Consider the following 15,882-nt stretch of genomic DNA (forward strand, 5'->3'; position numbering starts at 1 on the left):
TTAGGCTCCCTCGGTGGCTGACATCAACGGGTCGGCGTTGCCGGCTTCCACAAGCGCCAGGAAACCGGCGTCCTCGTAGTAGGGCAGGGTGGCCGCGCGGATGGGCTTCGCGGCCGCGCCCAGGATGATCGCCTCACGCTTCCCCAGGCGCATCAGTTCGTCGGGCGTGATGGGCTGTTGGCGTTGCTCGGTGCCGGCCTGGCCGGCCCGCGCGACGATGCCGGCGATGTCGTCAGCGACGACGGCTGCCGTCTTGAAATCGTTGAGCGGCAGCACGGTACGGATGGCGCACTGTTGCCACAGGCTGTTTTCCTCGCCGTAGGCGCGGTTGAGCTGGGTCAAGCTCTGGATGGTCAGCAGCGGCTTGATGCCGAAGCTGGGCAAGTACGCCAGCGAGCTTTCAAGGAAGGGGAGCCGGCCCAGGGCGGCGAAGTCGTCGAGCACCAGCAGCAGGCGACGCGCGGCCGGCTGCTGGCGTTCCTGGGTGCCGTGGCGGACAACTTGCGCCAGGAAGGCGCGAATCAGCGGCTGGAGCCGGCCGAGGTCGTGGGGCGCGAAGGACAGGTAGAGCGTCATCGCAGCCTCGCCGTCGCGCAGCTCGGCCAGGTCGAACGAACTGCGCATGGTGTTCCGGGCCACGTCCGGGGATGCAAAGATGGCCAGGCTGTTGGCGACCATTACCCGCACCGCCGCGCGCGCATTGTCGGCCAGCTCGGCATAGGCCATCGCGGCGGCCTTGGCCGCGTGGCCTAGCTCGTCGTCAGGGATGATGTCGCGGAAGGTGGCGAGGGTGGAACCGAAAACGCCGTTGTCATTCACCGCGCGCTGTACATCATGCAGGCTGGCGACGAGGCTCTGGCGCGTGGCGATGATGAACAGGGTCAGCAGCGATTGCGCGTGGTGGTGCCAGTAGTCGCCGCCGTCCTGGTCGTCACCCAGCAAGGCGGCCGCCAATGCCTGGATGTCCGCCAGTTCGCCCGCCGTGCCGCGCGGGATGGCATCCAGGAAGTTGAAGGTGTCCGGGCTGCTTGGGTCGCCGAAGGCGAGCCTGCGCACCTCGTTGTGCGCGCCCGTGCGCCGCCAGTGCTCGGTGATGCCGTGCAACTCGCCATGCACGTCGGTGACGATGGCGCTTTCGCGCCAGGTCAGCAGCGTGGGCACCACGATGGTCGTGCCCTTGCCGCTGCGGCACGGGCCGAGCACGGCCACCGGGTTCATGCCGGCGTCGATCAGCGGCTGGCCGTCGCTGGCCCCGATGATGACGCCGGACGTGTCGCGCGCGACCGTCTTGAGCGGCTGAGTGTCGGCCCACGCTGGGTTCTGCGTTGTGCCGAACAGCTTGGAAATGAAGGTGTTGAATGCTCCCATTGCGTAACTCCTGGTAGGTTCAGCGTGGCAGTTGAAGCTGCGCACGCACGTCGTCGTAGATGCGGTTGGTGCGGCCGGTTCCCTGCCAAAACACGCGCTGCTCGTCATGCTGCGGGCTGCTGCCCTCCGGCATCGCCGTATCGCGCAAGCGGCACAGGAATTCGTCGCTGGCGTCGAGCCAGTGAACCAGGCCGAAAACCTGCTGGAACAGCTCCGGCCGGTGGTCGCGGACAGCTTCCGTGATTTCACGGATCTCGTCGATGCGCTTGTAGACGCCGCCGAACCCGTTGAACGGGTCGAGCACGTCGTAGATGGCCCGGTACGCGGCCCTAGTGGCATGCAGCTCTTCGGCAAGCTGGGCGCGGTGCGCGGCGATGGCGTTGCGCTCGCTGACCAGCTTGCGCAGGCCGTAGGCCATGACGATGAGCGCCAAGGCCAGGGCGACAATCAGCGCGGTCATCGTTCCACCCCCTTCTGCTGCTCGCGTGCCGGCGCGCGCGCGACCACTTGGGCGCGGCCCTGCTGGTACGCGACTTTGACGGTTTGGCCGCGCTCCGGGAGCTGCTGGCCGAACGCGGCGCGGTCGTGGCGCACGATGTTGTTCCGGCCCAGCTCCTGGTAGACGTGCTTGCCGTCGATGTCCACCACGCGGCCGCTGTGCTCCTTTTGCCGGTCGGCGGGCTTGGCCTGGCCGAACAGCGGCGAGGGTGCCGGCTCGGGCTGCTGGTACAGCTTCGCCGTGGCGGCCTCGATGGCGGGGTGCTTGGTGCGGGTCTGCGCTTCCTGCGTCAGCTCCGCGCGCAGGCGCGGCACGGTGGCGTCCTGGAAGTCCTTGAACCCTTGCGACAGCTTGCCGCTGTCGGCCGACGTGAAAATCTGGTGCTCGATGCGCTGCTGGAGGAACTTGCCGTCCTCGGCCGGCAGGCGGCCGGTTTTCACGCCGTGCTCGATAGCGCTGCCGATGAACGCCAGGTGATTCACCAGGCGCTCTTTCAGCTCGCCCTGGCGGTCGTTGGGGGCCATGCTGGCGTAGTTGCTGCGCTGGCTGTCGATTTGGAGCCGGCCCCGGTTCATGTAGCCATCCATCACCATGTCGCCGACCAGCTTCTTGCCCTCGTTGACGAGCTGCCGCACGTCCTCGGTCTGCGCCAGGCCGCGCGGAAGGTCGATGTCCAGCGTCTTGCCAGCCAGCACCGCGCCCAGGCTGTCGGCGCTGCGGCCGAACGTCTTTTGGATGGTGTTGCGGCCGGCGTCGATCATGCGCCGGGTCAGCTCCTGATTGCCGGGCTGGCCCAGCTTGCCGGCGATGGCGGTGGTCGGCGCGTTGTTCAGCACGGCCGCCTTCATGACGGCATGCTCCAGCGCCAGGCGCGACGCGCCCAGCTCTTTGCGGGCCTCGGGCATGCTGACACTGGCGAGCGCGCCCATGTTGCGCTCGAAGGCTTGGCCGAAAGTCGCAAAGATGCGTTCCTCGACGGCCGCGCGGTTGGTTTCGATGGTTCCTACCATGTGGATTTCCTCCCGAACTCGTCTATCACGCCACCACGGCGGCCGAAGCCACCAGGCCGTCCAGGTACTGGCGCGAATCGCGCACCAGCTCGGTCGCCTCGCGGCCGGCCGCCAGGGCGGCGTCGAGGTCGTCATAGCGGCCGTTGTCGCGCGCCCACTTCAAGGCGCGGTAGTAGGTTAGGGTGTCGATGCCGGCGTCCAGCAGGCGGCCGTTCAGCTCCTGGAACTGCTGGGCGGCATGCGGGTCGGTGTCCACCAGCTCGAACGCCCAGCTCGTGGGGTCGCCCACGTCCTGCGGTTGCATGGCCTCGTAGATCGGGAACGCGGTATCGCCGCTGGGGTCGCCCAGCAGGTCGTAATAGGCCAGGCCGGACGGTGCGACGACGCCCAGCTTGCGGAAACCGCGCATGGTGTCGGTGATTTCGATGATCGCCTCGGGCGGGAACACCGCGAACTGCATGGTGGTCGGGGTAGTGCTCATGGTTTTCTCCTGGTGGATGAACGAGGGTCAGCCCGTGCGCCTCCCGGCGCGCGGATGAGTGATGCAAATGTATCAGTTGGTCATGCGCGGGGCCACTCTGGCGTGCTCGCGCGCGCCGGCCTGGTCGTGCCGGTAGTCCCACGGCGGCACCGGGTTGGCGTCGGCCCACAGGCCCAGGCGTGCAGCCCTGGCGGCCGCCTCGGCCTCGTAGTAGGCCGGCTCCTGGTTGTAGCGCCGGTAGACCCAGGCCATGCCGCGCGCAACCTGCTCGCGGTTGATGTCCACGCCGGCCAGCGTCAGCCGGCAAACGGCGCGGCCGTAGCGGTCGGTGTCCACCACGCGCACGTCTAGCGTCTTGCGATAGGTAAGGTCGGACAAGACTTTCTTGGACGCCTGGCCGAACGCCTGGCCCTTCTCCGGCGCGTCGATACCGAACAGGCGGCAGCGGGTCATCTTGCGGTCGGGCGAAAGGACGGCCACGGTGTCGCCGTCGAGCACGCCGACGACTTCGGCCGGGTCGGCCCAGGCCAGCGCCGGCAGGATGAGAAGCGCGGCCAGCGCCGCGCGCAGCATTGTCATGATGGGTTCCTTTCGGTGGAGGGGGTCGGGACGCATCCCAGCTCACGCGGGCCGGCTAGGCGTGCGGAGAACCGCGCGCCTCGTGGCGGGCGCTTGAGCAGGTTGCGCTTCACGCACGCGATGGCGGCCTCTGCCGTTCTGGCGCGCGCGTAGTGGGTCATGCGATACGTCGGGCGTTTGGCCGGGCCGGCGATCACGTCCACGGCCCATTTCTTCCATTCTTGGCCGCGCCAGTAGGCCACGGCGTCGGCCTCGTCTCCGAACAACAGGCGGCCCTGCATCATCGCGGCGGCCTCCTGTCAGCGACGAGACACGGACACGTCCGCGCCGTCGTCGATGTCGAACTTCGAGAAGGCGGCCAGGCGGGCCGCGTCCTCGGTGGTTTCGTTGACGGTGCCGACGTAGCGGCCGTTCACGTACACGTTCCATTCCTTCATGGCGTCGGCCTCGCTTAGTGACGGGGGCAGGCGTCGTCGAAGTTCCAGCCGCACACGCGGCACGGGCCATCGCCGTCCTCGGTCAGCGCGAACTCTTCACCGCACCGCGCACACTTGGCTTCCTCGACGCATGCCGCGCATTGCGTGTAGTCCTCCGGTTCCCAGCGCGTAGCCGGGGAGTGGGTGCCGCCTGCACCCTCGCAATGGGTGCAGTGGCCCGGCCATCGTGCTTTCCAGGCGCTCGCCGCCTCTTGGACGGCCTGGTATTCCCGCCGCTCGATCACCTCGGGGTCGGCGTCCTGGTCGCCGTCGATGAGCACGCGCTTGGCGGTCGCCAGGGTGCCATAGCGGGCCAGCAGGAAGGCAACGTAATCAGCATCGTCGGGGATGCCGGTTTCTGCCCAGGGCTTGCGGCCCAGGCACTGGCCCAGCTCGTCGAAGAAGGCGAGGAAGGAACCGGCCTCGTACTGCACGCGGACTTGTCCCGCGACCGGCAGGCCGGGGGAAAGAACCGTGCTCGTGGTGGTGTTGGTCATGGTGTGAACCTCCTTGGTCATCATGGATTCATGGAAACGGAAACAGTCGCCGGGTCGTATCCGTTGCCCTTGGCGATCTGCGCGCGGGCCTTCGTCAACGCCTGGCGCTCGGACTTGGCCAGCAACCAGAAAACCGGGCTGACCCGTTCGCCCGTGCGCAGCGAGCACGCCGACACGGCGAAGCGGACAGCCGGCGCGGCAGGCTGGGACTTCTGCACGCGGAAGCCGCTGCCCTTGCAGGCGAAGCACACACCGCCCAGCACGGTCGAATGCTGCGCCAGGCGGCCGGAACCGCCGCAGCGCGGACAGGTGACGCGGTAGCCCTGCTGCATGGCGCACGTCACGGGTTCACCCGCCGCAGGCCGGCGAGGCCGTAGAAGCCATCGCGCCCGGTGACGCCACGGCAGTAGGCCGCGAAGTCGCCAAGGTGAGGGCCGCTCGGGAACTCGCAGTGCCAGGTGCCGACCAGGCTGAACCGCAGTTCCTCGGTCGGACGCTCGAAGTCGGCCCGGTGGTGCGTACCCTTGGCCGGGCCTGTGAACACGCTGGCGCGAACCTCGATGCGGTCGTACACCCAGGGGCGAATGCACTGCTGGTACGGGGTGGCTTCCTCTGCGCGAATCACGGGCCGCCCCTTAGAAACCCTGCTTGGTCAGCTCGGCCGTCAAGGTCTTGGAGACGATGGCGGCTTGGGCTTCGGTCAGGGTGCCCCGGATGTCTTGCAGCGCCTGAGCTGCGGCCATTGCCTTCGCAAAGTCGGCGCGCAGCTCACGCACTGCATTGGCCTCGCCACATTCGGCAAAGCGGCGGTAGATGTTGGCCCACTCGCCCCAGGTGGGAGTGATGTCGATGGTTCGGGACATTGCGGCTCTCCTTCAATGTTCGTTGATGATGGCTCTATTGTAAGGGCATTTGTGCCCTTGTGCAAGCGTTCATGGTGACATTTTTTCTTTCCTAGTGCGCCTTACTGTCACCAATAGAACGGCCTGGGTGTCTCCCTTTTTCCCGCCCAAGGGGCGGCGGCGGTTCAAGGATGTTGTTAGAGGGTTAAAGAGAAAAGTTAAAGAACCGCGCGCGCGTGTTACGCAACGCGAGAGCCAGTCCTGGCGCGGCTTCCAGCGCGATGCGGTGGCACGATGGACGAAAGCCCGGTGGCGCGTTCGACGCCAGCCGGTGGGCCGATAGACGGCCTGCCGTGGCGCGATAGACGCCGGCAGGGTGTCAGCGCCTTTTCAGCAGCGAGCCGATAACGAAGAGCACCAGCACGGCCGCGCACAGTTGCGCGGTCTGCCAGCTCCCGGTCAACGTGAACAGCCCGTACAGCGTGCCGGCGACGGCGAAGAGGAAGCCACACGCGGCCGATGCGTAGTCGATCAGCACGCGCGACCGGCCGGGCGGCACATGCCGCAGCGCGAGCATGCCGAACAGGGCCGCGCAGCCCGTGACGATCAGGAACGGCCGCCATGAGTGCGTCGCCAGGAACTGGCCGACCGCTGCGACATCGACCAGGCCAGCGACCGCACCGCCCAGCTCGGCCGCGAAGCGCCGCAGGGCGGGGAAAACCGGCCACCAGCGGCCGGTCAGCAGCCGGTCGGCGATGAACACCACGCCGGCCGCGATTGCAGCGCACAGCGCCAGGCGTGCGCCCAGCAGGGCGCGGGCTTTGGTGGTGGCGTTCGTCGTCATGGCATGGCCTCCTATCTCTGTCCGTCGTAGTAACCCCGCCGCTTCTCCAGCTCGGCCGCGTACAGCTCATCGGCGAACAGCGGCACGTCTCGGGCCAGGCGCTTCGCCAGGTTGCGCTGCCGCACCCTGGCGCGCGCCTCCTGGCTCCACTGTTTGACCGGGCCAGCCTGGGGGAAGTCGATGCACACGACGTAGCCGGTGCCCGGCCTCCACAGGTTCGCCACCTCGGGCGGGCACTGCTGCCCGGCCGGCACCTCGGCGGCGGCCAGCTCGTGCGGGCCGGGGCAGGGCCGGTGCGGCAGGCCCCAGCGCAGCGAGTAGCGCCACAGCAGCGCGGCGGCCATCAGCGCACCTCCGAAGCGAGGGCGTGCGGGTAATGCTTCGCCAGTATGCCGTTCATCTTCTCCACCAGGTCGGGCCGCTTGAACAGCACATGGCCGCTTCCCTTCTTGAACCACTTGACATGCAGGTAGGCGTTTTCGGCCTGCGTCTCGCCGCGCTGCCGCGCGTCGGACACCATCAGGTAGAAGCCGTTGCGGTGGTCAGGCTCGGGCTTGCCGTCGAGCACGTAGAACACGCGCAAGAGGTCGTCGAGCTGGTCGGTGGTGCGGTGGTTGGGCGACCCATAGCTGAACAGGTAGTTCAGGATGATGCGCTTGCCGAACTTGAACGGCTCGTTCGTCTTGTAGTTCCAGGACAGGCGGCGGAAGCACTCCAGAACGCCACGCTCGAACATCTCGCCCCGCGACCCATAGAGCGCGCCAAAAGTGGCCCGCACGTTTTCGGCGGTCAGCTCGGGAACGTCGCCCTCGTGGATTTGGTTGTCCCACTTGCTGCGTGCCTCGGCATCCATGAAGGTGCGCAAGCCCGATTCTTTCATCAGGTACTGCCAGGCCGGCCCGTCCACCGTGCGCAGCATCGCGGCGCGCACATCGTCGTCGCGGCTCGCGTACTGGCCGCAGAGGGTCAACGTGCGCCCGCGCAGCGCGTAGTGGTTGTCGATGACCAGACGCGGGAATCCGACGTTCGCGGCTGCTGCCAGCGCCTCGGCCTCGGCGATCAAGTCCAGGGCCTGATTCAACCGGGCCACCACGGCCGCCCGCTGGTTCACCATGTTTTCAATGCTGACGCTCTTGACCAGTTCCATGCGCTACCTCGTTCGATGTTCGTTTGCTGATGGCTCCATTATAAGGGCATTTGTGCCCTTTTGCAAGGGTGGATGGTGACAAATGTTTGCGCCAGGCACGCGGGCCTGACACCATGCCCGGCAGTTCCTTTTCCCCGCCCAAGGGGCGGCGGCGGGTTCTCGTCCGCTTCCGCGTAGGCGGATAGAATACGCTCCGTTTAGTGCGATTCTTTTCTATCTGCGTAGTGCGACATAATTATATCCGTCTAGCCGGATAGTTATTTGTCGCGCTAGTCGGATAGATTGACAGCCGTTTAGAGGGATGTCATTTTATCCGGCTATGGTTTTCCAGCGGAAACCGCCCCTGTTGACACGGCCAGCGCGCCGGCACGGCGGCGGCACCATAGGCCCCGCGCCGATGGTGACAGGCCCGCGCGCCTGGTCAGCTCGGTCTGACACCACAGCAGCGCGGCGGCCGGGTGGGCCGGCCAGGGCTTGCGGTCTACACTGCTAGGACTGGCCGGCATAGGGTCGTCCAAGGTGGTGACAAGACTACGCCGGCGCCGGCGTGTTGCTGTCACCAAAGAAAGGGGGCAACGATGCGGATGAGAACGGGACGGCCGAACGGGCCGGGCGAAGTCATCGACGGCGAATGCCGTGTGGTCGGCGTCGCGCCCTTTCGGCCCTCGGCCGGGCAGACGCTGGCCGGCCTCGGCCTGGCCGCCTTCTGCGTCCTTCTGATGGCGGCCGCAGGCTTCGAGCTGGTGGACGGCGGCGACGCCGTGGCGGTGCTGTTGGCCGTGGCGGCCGCGTGCCTGGTCTACGTCCACCGCGACCACGACGGCCGGCGAGGCGGCCGGGCCTTCCTCGTGGTGACGGTGGGCGGTCTGTGTGCCGTGGCGTTGGCAATAGCCAGCGCCGGCAGGCTTCCGCTGTTCTCGCTGGTGATGGCCGCCGTGGGCGGCGTCTGCTACACGCTCATTCGGTTGTCGCGCCGGCCACGTCGGCGCGATGGGGAAGGGTGGTGACAGATATGGACGTGGCCACGGCCAGATCCGGCACCATCCCGGCTTTGGTGTCAGCGGCCCGCGCTCGATCGCGCCCGGGCGTCACCATGCCCGAGCGCCGATGCGGTGCTGGTAGCACGGACTGAGCGCCCGGAGGGCAAGAGCAAAGGCGCTGGATGCCCCGACCGCAGGGAGAGGGGAGAGACGAACGAAAACGCCGGCAATGCCGGCGTTTTTGGTTGGCTCGATGCGTAGCACGACATAGCCGGTTTCCGGCCCTCGCGGCCGGAAATTGCCCGGTGCTATTGAAGGCTGTTCTCGATGTTGGCCCGGATGTTGGAAAGCTCGCTGTCGCTTGCGGTGCTGACCATGTAACCCGCGCTGGTGCCCTCGACGAAGGCCCGGAAATCCTCGTTCGGTGCCCTGAAAAGGATGGCCTCGATGTCGGCCCTGTCGCTGATGCCCTTGGCCTTCACCTTTTCCATGAAGCCAGCCATAACCACGCTCGACGTTGTGGCCCATAGCCAGCTCTGGCCGCCGCAGAGACGCGCCATGTCCTCGCGGACGTTGCCCGAAGCGATGATGTGATTGAGCTTGTCCATGTTACGCCTGTTGCGTCGAACGCTGCTGCTCCAGCCAGGCCGACCACGACATATCGCCCAGCAGCTCCTGCACGGTCAGCCCGTAGGTGTCCTGGTAGCCCGCGAGCTTCTGCAAAGCCTCGGCCTCACTCGCGCGGCATTCGACCGGGAACGCCTGCGCGCCATTCACCAGCAGCCACAGCAGCCGCGTCGTGCCATCGCCGAAGGCAATGCCGTCCTCGGGCTTCTCGCCGGCCAGGCCCACGCGCGTCATCGGAACGGGGTTCGCCTGGCCCTGGGCGAAGTGCCGCGCGCTCTCGCGCATCTTGTAGTCGGTGCGCCAGGCTTCGACCGGCAAGTGTGCGAGCCACTGCCTGCGTACATTGAAGCTGCGCCGCCAGGTGCCGAACCAGCGATGCAGCGCGCCGCGCCAGGCGGGGCCGGTAGCTGCCCGCCACGCGGCCCGGAAGCGCCCGGCGTCAACGATGATGACGACGCGCTTCTCGTTGCCGTGGTTGGAGCGTGTAACGCTCATGTAGGCGGTGCCGGCCTCGGCCGTCTGTACCGCGTAGATCGCGGTGGCGACGCCGCTCATGAAGGTGCGATCAACGATCTTCACCGGGTCGTTCATGGGTTTCCTCCCTGGATGTGGATTGAAGAAGGGCCGCGATGTAGCGGCCCTCCCATTGGCGCATGTGCAGGTCTACCGCGCGGTCGAGCGGCGATAGCCGTGGCGGTGCGAGCACGTCGAGCACCGCCATGTCGAACGCGACGAACATGACGGCCAGGATGGCCCATGCCCTGACGATGCCCTCCAGCAGCGCCTGCTGCTGCTCGGCGGGCTGTGCGAAATAGACCTGGTGCAAGCCCTGCATGGCCGCGTCGAGCGACCAGCCCGAGACGGCCAGGCCGGCCAGCGCGCCGAAGGCGACGGGATAGACGAACAGGGCGTTCGCGCACACGCGGATGACGTGCGCGGCGGCCGCCACCAGCTCGGCGCTGCGCACCTGGGGCGCGCGGGCCAGGGCAGCGCGTGCGCGCTGCGCCTCGGCCGCGTAGGCGGCCTGGTAGTCGGTCAGCGCCTGGACGCCGCCGCGCGCCCTTGTCAGCCAGGCGGGGCGCATCAACCCTCCCGGCCGGCCTTCGTGGCCGGCGCGGCGACCGTGCTGGGCCGGACGCCGATCAGCTCGATTTCGACGCGACGGTTCTTGGCGCGGCCTTCCTCGGTGTTGTTCGGCGCGACGAAGCCACCGGCCGCTTGCGCATAGGTGCGGATGCGGCTGGCCTCGACGCCGTTGGCGATCAGAAACGCGCGCGCGGCTTCGGCGCGGGCGCGGGCAATGCGCTCGTTCGCCTCGTCGGCGACGGCGCTATCCGTGCGCCCGCGCACGTTGATGAGGCGCGCAGCGCGGGCGGCCGGCAGCAGGGTCGCCTTGGCCTCTTCGGACAGCGTGAAGTCGGCTTGCGCGAAGCCGAAGCGCACGCGGTAGATGGTGGCGGCGACGCCGGCAATGCGGGCCTCGATCTTGTCGAGTTCCGCGCTGATGCGCGCGTCACGCGCGGCATCGGGCTTGCCGCGCACGGCGGCCAGCTCGGCCTTGACGCGCTCCAGCTCTTCCTGCGTGCGGGCCAGTTCGGTGCGCGCTTCCTCCAGCTCGCGCCGCAACGCGGCATCCGGCAGCGGGTTCGCGGCCGGCACCGCTTCGGTTTCGTCGGGGCGCGTGGTGTTGACCTCGGCGGCCTGGCCGCCCACGCGCACCGTCACCTTGGGATACAGGCCGGGCAGTACGGCGTACTGGCCGACACGGGAGTAGTCGAGCTTGCGGCCCTCGGCGTCGTAGATCGCCGGGTTCGCGGCCGCCAGGTCGATGAATTGCAGGATGGTGTGCTCGCGGTCGTCGAAGGCGCGAATCAGGCCGGTGGCCTCGCGGTTGGTGGCCTGGTAGTCGAAGCGCAGCGAGGTCGGCTGCGCCGGGCCATTCGACAGGGTGGAACATCCGCCCAGCAGCAGGGTTGCGGCGACGGCGGTGGCGATGAGCGTGCGTTTCATGGGTAAGGCTCCTTGATGGTGGTGGACGGTCGGCCGCTTACTTGGCGGCCTCGCCGAAGTTGCTGGTCGGGTTCTTGAACGCATCGACCTCGCTGGGCGCGGTCAGCGGGTTGGTGCGGTCGTAGTAGGGGTTCTCGGCCGGCGCGGCCTGGCGCTTGGCGGCTGGCTTTGGCGCGGCTCCGGTGGGCTTCAAGGGCGGTGCCGATGCCGGCAGCGCCTGGGCCGCCGGCACGCCAGCAGCAGCGGCTACCTTCTGCACGTAGCCATTGCGAAAGCCGGTGACGAAGTTGCCGGAGTTGTAGGCCGAAATCGCGGCCAGCAGCGCCTGCTGGCCGGGGCCGTACTGGCGGCTCGCGGCCTGGTAGGCATCGCTCAAGATAGCCGCCCCGGCCTTGATGTTCGTGCAAGGCTCGAACACGCTTTCGGCCGTGAGGCCGTAGGCGCGGAACTTGGTAGAGTTGACCTGCGCCGGCCCGGCGTCGAAGCGGTAGCCGTTGTCGAGCATCCAGCGCGCCCAGGAAACGGCCTCTGCCTTGTCCTTGGGCTGCTGGGTGAGGGTGTAGACGCCGTTGGCGTGGGCGACCTTGTAGCCGATGACGTGCGGCCGGCCCTTCGATTCAACGTGGACGATGGCCTTCATGGTGTCGAACCCCACGTTCGGCGCGCACTGCTGGATGATGGCCGGCATGTCGAGCGGCGGCACGGGCGGCATATCAGGCGGCATGTTCTTGTTCTCCTGGTCAGATGTTGAAAGCTGTCACCAGCGGCACGTCGAACAGGCGTGCCCAGGCGCGCAGCGCCGTCCGCTGGATGTCGGGAATGGATGTGTCGCGGCTCCACCAGGCGTTCGACGGCGCGACGATCACCTGGGGGTTGTGGGCCAGCGATACGAGCGCCGGCCACACAAGAAGCTGCTCGTAGCAGATCAGCGCGGCAACGCGCTGGCCGTGCAGCTCGAACACGCCCGCATCGAACCAGTGCGCGACCGCGCCCTGATTGCTGTAGGGCCGCCACATGGAAATCGGTACGGGCATGCGCTGCCGGTACTTGATGCCGGCGTCGCTGCCCACGCTGATGATTACGTTGTCGTACTTGCCGCTGGGGTGGAACACCTCCGCCCCGAGCATGACCGTCGAGCCTTTGGCGATGAGGCGGTCTGCGGCGGGCCGCCACAGGTCGGCCGTGGTGGGTGTCCAGGGGCCGGCCAGCGATTCGGGGTACAGGGCGATGCTGCGCGCAGGCAGCTTCGCGGTGCGCTCGATGAGGCCCGTGTTCGTGTCGTAGGCGCGCATGATGTAGTTCGCCAGCGCCTGCTGGCCGGACAGCACCGTGCCGCCGTACTCGGTGTCGATGCCGCGCCAGGCGGCCGGTTTCTCGGCGTGCATGAAGGCCAGCGCGTAGGCCGCGACGAAGGCGGCTGCCAGCAGCGGCCGGCCGATGCCGCGCATGATGCAGCTCCAGTACATGAGGGCGCACAGGGCCGCCAGGCCGCCCCAGCTCCAGCCGGGGAAGAGCGCGCCGGCCGCAGTCAGCGGATGCGCCCAGCCGAAGATGCCGATGGGCGGTAGCGCCGTCAGCGCCAGGGCCAGCGGCATGCGCCAGGCGACGGCGCGCGGCGTCAGCTCGCGCGACCACAGGGCAAACCACGGCAGGGCCAGCAACAGGCTCGCGCCGGCCCACAAGGCATAGCCGAAGTAGGGCGGTGCGTCGGCTCCGAAAAAGACCTGGGTGCCGTGCGGTAGGCCGCGTGCGGCGGCCAGGTAGTACACCAGGGCGGCAAGCCCTGCCTGTATCCGCGTGGGCGCTTCCGCCCAAAGAAAGGGCAGCAGCGCGGCGAACGGCAGCAGCAGGATTTGATCGTTCCAGGCGAGGAAGCCGATTGCGGCCGCGAAGAGGATGATGTTCAGGCCATAGATGTCGGACGGGTTCATCCGCAGGTAGTAGATGCCCCAGCGCATTCATCGCCTCCCGCCGAGAATCGACTTGATGCCGGTCTTGCTGCCCTTGCCGACTGGCTTCCGTGGAGCCGGGTTGAAGTTGGGCCGGCCGGACAGGTCGGGATACGAGGCGTCGCATTTCGCCGCCTCGTTCTTGTAGTTGCTGCACGACCAGAAATAGCCGTTCTTGCCTGGCACGCGGCGCAGCGTGCCCGTCTTGCATTTGGGGCATGTGATGTCGGGCAGCGCCTCGGTGAGCGGCTTGCCGTTCACGTCCTGGAACTTCGCCTCGCACTTCGGTTCGGCGCTCCAATTGGTGCAGCTCCAGAAGTGGCCGGTCTTGCCCTCGCGGCGCTTGAGGAAGCCGGCCTTGCAGGTCGGGCAAGACACTTGCGGCGTCACCGGCACCTTCAAGGTGGCCGTCTCGGCCTCCTTGCACAGCTTGGTAATCAAGCCGATGTTGCGGGCCAGGAAGTCGTCAACGGTCATCTTGCCGGCCGCCACGGCGTCTAGGGCCTGTTCGCACAGGGCCGTCAGCGCCGGGTCTTTGGCGTGCCGTGGCAAGGCCAGGATGAGGCCGCGCCCGGTCTTGCTGCTGACGATCTTCTTGCTACCGGCCTTCTCGGGGCCGATGAAGGTGCGCTTTTTCAGCTCTTCGATGATGCCGGGCCGCGTCGCCTCGGTGCCGATGCCCTGCCCTTCGCGCAGGCGCTTCTTCACCTCGGGGTCGTCCACGAACTTGTGGATGTCCTTCATGGCGTCCTGCAAGGTGCCCTCGGTGTAGCGCGGCGGCGGCGTGGTCTTGCGGTTGTTGACCGTCACCTTCTCGGCGGCGGCACGGTCGCCCTTCTGCATGGCCGGCAGGGTCTGCTTGTCGTCGTCCTCGGCGGCCTTCGGCTCGGCGTCGCTGTCGTCGGCAGGCTGGGTGTACACCTCGCGCCATCCCTGGGCGACGGGCGTGTTTCCGCGCGCGGAAAAATGCTCGCCGTCGATGTCGGCCTCGATGGCGGTTGCCAGGTACTGATAGGCCGGGAAGAACTGCGCCAGGAACGACCGGCAAACCTTGTCGTAGACGTTCTTCTCCATCGGCGACAAGGCCGCGAGGTCGGCCTTGCGCGACGTGGGGATGATGGCGTGGTGCGCCGTCACCTTCTTGGAGTTGAAGGCGTTGGACTTGCGCTTGGGGTCGGCCTTGCCGACCAGCGCGGCCAGGTCGGGACGGTTGGCGCGGATGGCCTCCAGCCGCTCCGGCGCGTCCGCATGGTGGTCGTCGGATGCGTACTCGCAATCGACGCGCGGGTAGGTGGTCAGCTTGTGCTTCTCGTACAGGGACTGGCAGGTGTCGAGCACGTCTTGCGCGCCGTAGCCGTACTTGTTGTTGGCCGCCTTGATGAGCGTGGACAGCGCGAACAACAGCGGCGGGCCGTCGTTCTTCGTGGCCTTCTCGTACTTGGTGATGACGGCGGGCTTGCCGGTCAGGCGCTGGGCCAGCGCCTGGGCAATGCCGGCGTCGATCAGGCGGCCGGCATCATCCAGGCCGGCCTGCTCGTCCTTGGCCTTCCAGGCCATCGCAAACGCGCCGTTGGCGTGTTTGACCTGGGCGGTGAGGGTGTAGAAGGGCTTGGACTGGAAGCTCTCGATTTCCAGGTCGCGCTTGACCACAAGGGCCAGCGTGGGCGTCTGCACGCGACCCACGGACAGCACGCCGTCGAAGCCGATGCGGCGCGCGGCGAGCGTGTAGGCACGGGTGAGGTTCAAGCCGAACAGCCAATCGAAGCGCGAGCGCGCCAGGGCCGACAGATACCAGCCCTGAAACATCTGGTCGGAGTTGTCCTTGATGGCCGCCAGGGCCTGCTTGACCGGGCCGGGGTTGTTGTCGGTGATGAGCACGCGCTTGACGGGCTTCTTGTTGCCCAGGTAGTGCAAGACTTCCTCGACAAGTAGCTGGCCCTCGCGGTCGGCGTCGCCGGCATTCACGATCACGTCGGCCTGGCCCAGCAGCTCCTTGATGGCCTTGAGCTGGGCCGCGCTCTCTTCCTTCGGCAGCAGCTTCCAGCTCGGCGGCACGATGGGCAGGTGTTCGGCGCTCCAGTTCTTGAATGCCGGGTTGTAGTCCTCGGGCATGGCTTGCTCAAGGATGTGGCCGAAGCACCAGGTGATGATGTCGTTGCCCGCCACGTAGTGGGTGCGCTGCTTGACAGCGCCGGGCATGACCTCGGCGATGGCCGCGCCGACATTCGGCTTCTCGGCGATGAATAGGCGTCTCATGGGTGTGTTTCCTCCTGTGCGAGCCGGTTGCGGCGGCGTTCGCCGCGCCGGTCTTGCAACACGTTCAGGGTGGTCTTGGCATGGAAGTCGGCCAGGGCCGGCTTGACCTCGGCCGGCACGGCCGGGTCGTGGTACAGGGCGTCGAGCAGGCGGGCCTGTATCCAGTGCAGGAATCGGTTATCCGCCACCGGCTTTGTCTGAGCCGCGATGAACAAGGCATCGCGGCGCAGGCGGTAGCAGTAGGCATGCGAAAGCACGTCCGAAGGGACGTGCGTAGGCTTCTTGGCGTGCTGCCGGGGATGCTTCGACATCGCCGC

23 protein-coding genes are annotated in these 15,882 nt (G+C 67.5%); 1 reads left to right on the forward strand and 22 read right to left on the reverse strand.

What is annotated here, in order from left to right; translation table 11 throughout:
* The 14 genes from YS110_22455 to YS110_22520 all read right to left on the reverse strand — a co-directional run bounded on the left by YS110_22455 (nt 1) and on the right by YS110_22520 (nt 7,743).
* Nucleotides 1-1,368, reverse strand: coding sequence for a type IV secretory system conjugative DNA transfer family protein (locus YS110_22455; GenBank protein ID UJB67591.1), 1,368 nt, complete (start codon nt 1,366-1,368; stop codon nt 1-3).
* A gap of 19 nt (nt 1,369-1,387) precedes the next feature.
* Nucleotides 1,388-1,828 carry a hypothetical protein gene (locus YS110_22460; GenBank protein UJB67592.1) on the reverse strand — a complete coding sequence of 147 codons (441 nt, stop codon included), beginning with the start codon at nt 1,826-1,828 and terminating at the stop codon, nt 1,388-1,390.
* On the reverse strand, nt 1,825-2,877 hold the full coding sequence (locus YS110_22465) for a hypothetical protein (GenBank protein ID UJB67593.1): 1,053 nt from the start codon (nt 2,875-2,877) through the stop codon (nt 1,825-1,827). Before YS110_22465 ends, YS110_22460 begins: the two co-directional genes overlap by 4 nt.
* Before the next feature lie 25 nt (nt 2,878-2,902).
* A complete protein-coding gene (locus YS110_22470; protein ID UJB67594.1) occupies nt 2,903-3,358 on the reverse strand; it encodes a hypothetical protein in 456 nt (151 codons plus the stop codon).
* 72 nt (nt 3,359-3,430) lie between these two features.
* Nucleotides 3,431-3,937: a thermonuclease family protein gene (locus YS110_22475; GenBank protein UJB67595.1), complete on the reverse strand. Its 507-nt coding sequence runs from the start codon at nt 3,935-3,937 to the stop codon at nt 3,431-3,433.
* The gene (locus YS110_22480; GenBank protein ID UJB67596.1) at nt 3,934-4,221 is read right to left on the reverse strand and encodes a hypothetical protein; all 288 of its coding nucleotides are present in this window, start codon (nt 4,219-4,221) and stop codon (nt 3,934-3,936) included. The genes YS110_22475 and YS110_22480 overlap by 4 nt, the downstream gene beginning before the upstream one ends.
* 15 nt (nt 4,222-4,236) lie before the next feature.
* Nucleotides 4,237-4,374: a hypothetical protein gene (locus tag YS110_22485; protein ID UJB67597.1), complete on the reverse strand. Its 138-nt coding sequence runs from the start codon at nt 4,372-4,374 to the stop codon at nt 4,237-4,239.
* A gap of 14 nt (nt 4,375-4,388) precedes the next feature.
* On the reverse strand, nt 4,389-4,910 hold the full coding sequence (locus YS110_22490) for a hypothetical protein (GenBank protein UJB67598.1): 522 nt from the start codon (nt 4,908-4,910) through the stop codon (nt 4,389-4,391).
* Nucleotides 4,911-4,930: 20 nt separating this feature from the next.
* Nucleotides 4,931-5,242 (reverse strand): hypothetical protein, encoded by a 312-nt coding sequence (locus YS110_22495; protein UJB67599.1) that lies wholly within the window; start codon nt 5,240-5,242, stop codon nt 4,931-4,933.
* 8 nt (nt 5,243-5,250) lie between these two features.
* Entirely contained in the window at nt 5,251-5,535 is a 285-nt protein-coding gene (locus tag YS110_22500) for a hypothetical protein (protein UJB67600.1), read from the reverse strand.
* 10 nt (nt 5,536-5,545) lie between these two features.
* Nucleotides 5,546-5,773 carry a hypothetical protein gene (locus YS110_22505; protein UJB67601.1) on the reverse strand — a complete coding sequence of 76 codons (228 nt, stop codon included), beginning with the start codon at nt 5,771-5,773 and terminating at the stop codon, nt 5,546-5,548.
* A gap of 358 nt (nt 5,774-6,131) precedes the next feature.
* A complete protein-coding gene (locus tag YS110_22510; GenBank protein UJB67602.1) occupies nt 6,132-6,596 on the reverse strand; it encodes a hypothetical protein in 465 nt (154 codons plus the stop codon).
* An 11-nt stretch (nt 6,597-6,607) separates the two neighbouring features.
* Entirely contained in the window at nt 6,608-6,928 is a 321-nt protein-coding gene (locus tag YS110_22515) for a theronine dehydrogenase (GenBank protein ID UJB67630.1), read from the reverse strand.
* Nucleotides 6,929-6,939: 11 nt separating this feature from the next.
* On the reverse strand, nt 6,940-7,743 hold the full coding sequence (locus tag YS110_22520) for a DUF4942 domain-containing protein (GenBank protein UJB67603.1): 804 nt from the start codon (nt 7,741-7,743) through the stop codon (nt 6,940-6,942).
* Between the two features lie 578 nt (nt 7,744-8,321).
* Between YS110_22520 and YS110_22525 the strand changes: the two genes are divergently transcribed.
* Nucleotides 8,322-8,750, forward strand: a complete 429-nt coding sequence (locus tag YS110_22525; protein ID UJB67604.1) for a hypothetical protein — start codon at nt 8,322-8,324, stop codon at nt 8,748-8,750.
* Nucleotides 8,751-9,031: 281 nt separating this feature from the next.
* Here the strand turns inward: YS110_22525 and YS110_22530 are convergent, their stop codons facing one another.
* From YS110_22530 to YS110_22565, 8 genes are read right to left on the reverse strand one after another with little or no spacing between them, the layout of a single operon-like run.
* Complete coding sequence (locus tag YS110_22530) at nt 9,032-9,331, reverse strand: type IV secretion system DNA-binding domain-containing protein (GenBank protein UJB67605.1); 300 nt, start codon at nt 9,329-9,331, stop codon at nt 9,032-9,034.
* A 1-nt stretch (nt 9,332) separates the two neighbouring features.
* Nucleotides 9,333-9,941, reverse strand: coding sequence for a hypothetical protein (locus tag YS110_22535; GenBank protein ID UJB67606.1), 609 nt, complete (start codon nt 9,939-9,941; stop codon nt 9,333-9,335).
* Nucleotides 9,916-10,434, reverse strand: a complete 519-nt coding sequence (locus YS110_22540) for a hypothetical protein (GenBank protein UJB67607.1) — start codon at nt 10,432-10,434, stop codon at nt 9,916-9,918. Before YS110_22540 ends, YS110_22535 begins: the two co-directional genes overlap by 26 nt.
* A complete protein-coding gene (locus YS110_22545; GenBank protein UJB67608.1) occupies nt 10,434-11,360 on the reverse strand; it encodes an OmpA family protein in 927 nt (308 codons plus the stop codon). The genes YS110_22540 and YS110_22545 overlap by 1 nt, the downstream gene beginning before the upstream one ends.
* A 37-nt stretch (nt 11,361-11,397) precedes the next feature.
* Nucleotides 11,398-12,084 carry a lytic transglycosylase domain-containing protein gene (locus tag YS110_22550; GenBank protein UJB67609.1) on the reverse strand — a complete coding sequence of 229 codons (687 nt, stop codon included), beginning with the start codon at nt 12,082-12,084 and terminating at the stop codon, nt 11,398-11,400.
* 16 nt (nt 12,085-12,100) lie between these two features.
* Nucleotides 12,101-13,318 (reverse strand): conjugal transfer protein TraB, encoded by a 1,218-nt coding sequence (locus tag YS110_22555; GenBank protein UJB67610.1) that lies wholly within the window; start codon nt 13,316-13,318, stop codon nt 12,101-12,103.
* Complete coding sequence (locus YS110_22560) at nt 13,319-15,565, reverse strand: DNA topoisomerase 3 (GenBank protein ID UJB67611.1); 2,247 nt, start codon at nt 15,563-15,565, stop codon at nt 13,319-13,321. It abuts the gene before it with no gap.
* A complete protein-coding gene (locus YS110_22565) occupies nt 15,562-15,876 on the reverse strand; it encodes a hypothetical protein (protein ID UJB67612.1) in 315 nt (104 codons plus the stop codon). The genes YS110_22560 and YS110_22565 overlap by 4 nt, the downstream gene beginning before the upstream one ends.
* Between the last annotated feature and the right edge of the window lie 6 nt (nt 15,877-15,882).

Origin of the sequence: Acidovorax sp. YS12 (assembly GCA_021496925.1) — a bacterium.
Lineage (GTDB): Bacteria > Pseudomonadota > Gammaproteobacteria > Burkholderiales > Burkholderiaceae_C > Paenacidovorax.

Bases quoted from the DNA above. Each gene is read 5' to 3' on its own strand.
- YS110_22505 (UJB67601.1), bottom strand. From the start codon at position 5,773: ATGTCCCGAACCATCGACATCACTCCCACCTGGGGCGAGTGGGCCAAC.
- YS110_22490 (UJB67598.1), bottom strand. From the start codon at position 4,910: ATGACCAACACCACCACGAGCACGGTTCTTTCCCCCGGCCTGCCGGTC.
- YS110_22455 (UJB67591.1), bottom strand. From the start codon at position 1,368: ATGGGAGCATTCAACACCTTCATTTCCAAGCTGTTCGGCACAACGCAG.
- YS110_22485 (UJB67597.1), bottom strand. From the start codon at position 4,374: ATGAAGGAATGGAACGTGTACGTGAACGGCCGCTACGTCGGCACCGTC.
- YS110_22530 (UJB67605.1), bottom strand. From the start codon at position 9,331: ATGGACAAGCTCAATCACATCATCGCTTCGGGCAACGTCCGCGAGGAC.
- YS110_22565 (UJB67612.1), bottom strand. From the start codon at position 15,876: ATGTCGAAGCATCCCCGGCAGCACGCCAAGAAGCCTACGCACGTCCCT.
- YS110_22545 (UJB67608.1), bottom strand. From the start codon at position 11,360: ATGAAACGCACGCTCATCGCCACCGCCGTCGCCGCAACCCTGCTGCTG.
- YS110_22495 (UJB67599.1), bottom strand. From the start codon at position 5,242: ATGCAGCAGGGCTACCGCGTCACCTGTCCGCGCTGCGGCGGTTCCGGC.
- YS110_22550 (UJB67609.1), bottom strand. From the start codon at position 12,084: ATGCCGCCTGATATGCCGCCCGTGCCGCCGCTCGACATGCCGGCCATC.
- YS110_22470 (UJB67594.1), bottom strand. From the start codon at position 3,358: ATGAGCACTACCCCGACCACCATGCAGTTCGCGGTGTTCCCGCCCGAG.
- YS110_22460 (UJB67592.1), bottom strand. From the start codon at position 1,828: ATGACCGCGCTGATTGTCGCCCTGGCCTTGGCGCTCATCGTCATGGCC.
- YS110_22510 (UJB67602.1), bottom strand. From the start codon at position 6,596: ATGACGACGAACGCCACCACCAAAGCCCGCGCCCTGCTGGGCGCACGC.
- YS110_22535 (UJB67606.1), bottom strand. From the start codon at position 9,941: ATGAACGACCCGGTGAAGATCGTTGATCGCACCTTCATGAGCGGCGTC.
- YS110_22520 (UJB67603.1), bottom strand. From the start codon at position 7,743: ATGGAACTGGTCAAGAGCGTCAGCATTGAAAACATGGTGAACCAGCGG.
- YS110_22560 (UJB67611.1), bottom strand. From the start codon at position 15,565: ATGAGACGCCTATTCATCGCCGAGAAGCCGAATGTCGGCGCGGCCATC.
- YS110_22465 (UJB67593.1), bottom strand. From the start codon at position 2,877: ATGGTAGGAACCATCGAAACCAACCGCGCGGCCGTCGAGGAACGCATC.
- YS110_22540 (UJB67607.1), bottom strand. From the start codon at position 10,434: ATGCGCCCCGCCTGGCTGACAAGGGCGCGCGGCGGCGTCCAGGCGCTG.
- YS110_22480 (UJB67596.1), bottom strand. From the start codon at position 4,221: ATGATGCAGGGCCGCCTGTTGTTCGGAGACGAGGCCGACGCCGTGGCC.
- YS110_22525 (UJB67604.1), top strand. From the start codon at position 8,322: ATGCGGATGAGAACGGGACGGCCGAACGGGCCGGGCGAAGTCATCGAC.
- YS110_22555 (UJB67610.1), bottom strand. From the start codon at position 13,318: ATGCGCTGGGGCATCTACTACCTGCGGATGAACCCGTCCGACATCTAT.
- YS110_22475 (UJB67595.1), bottom strand. From the start codon at position 3,937: ATGACAATGCTGCGCGCGGCGCTGGCCGCGCTTCTCATCCTGCCGGCG.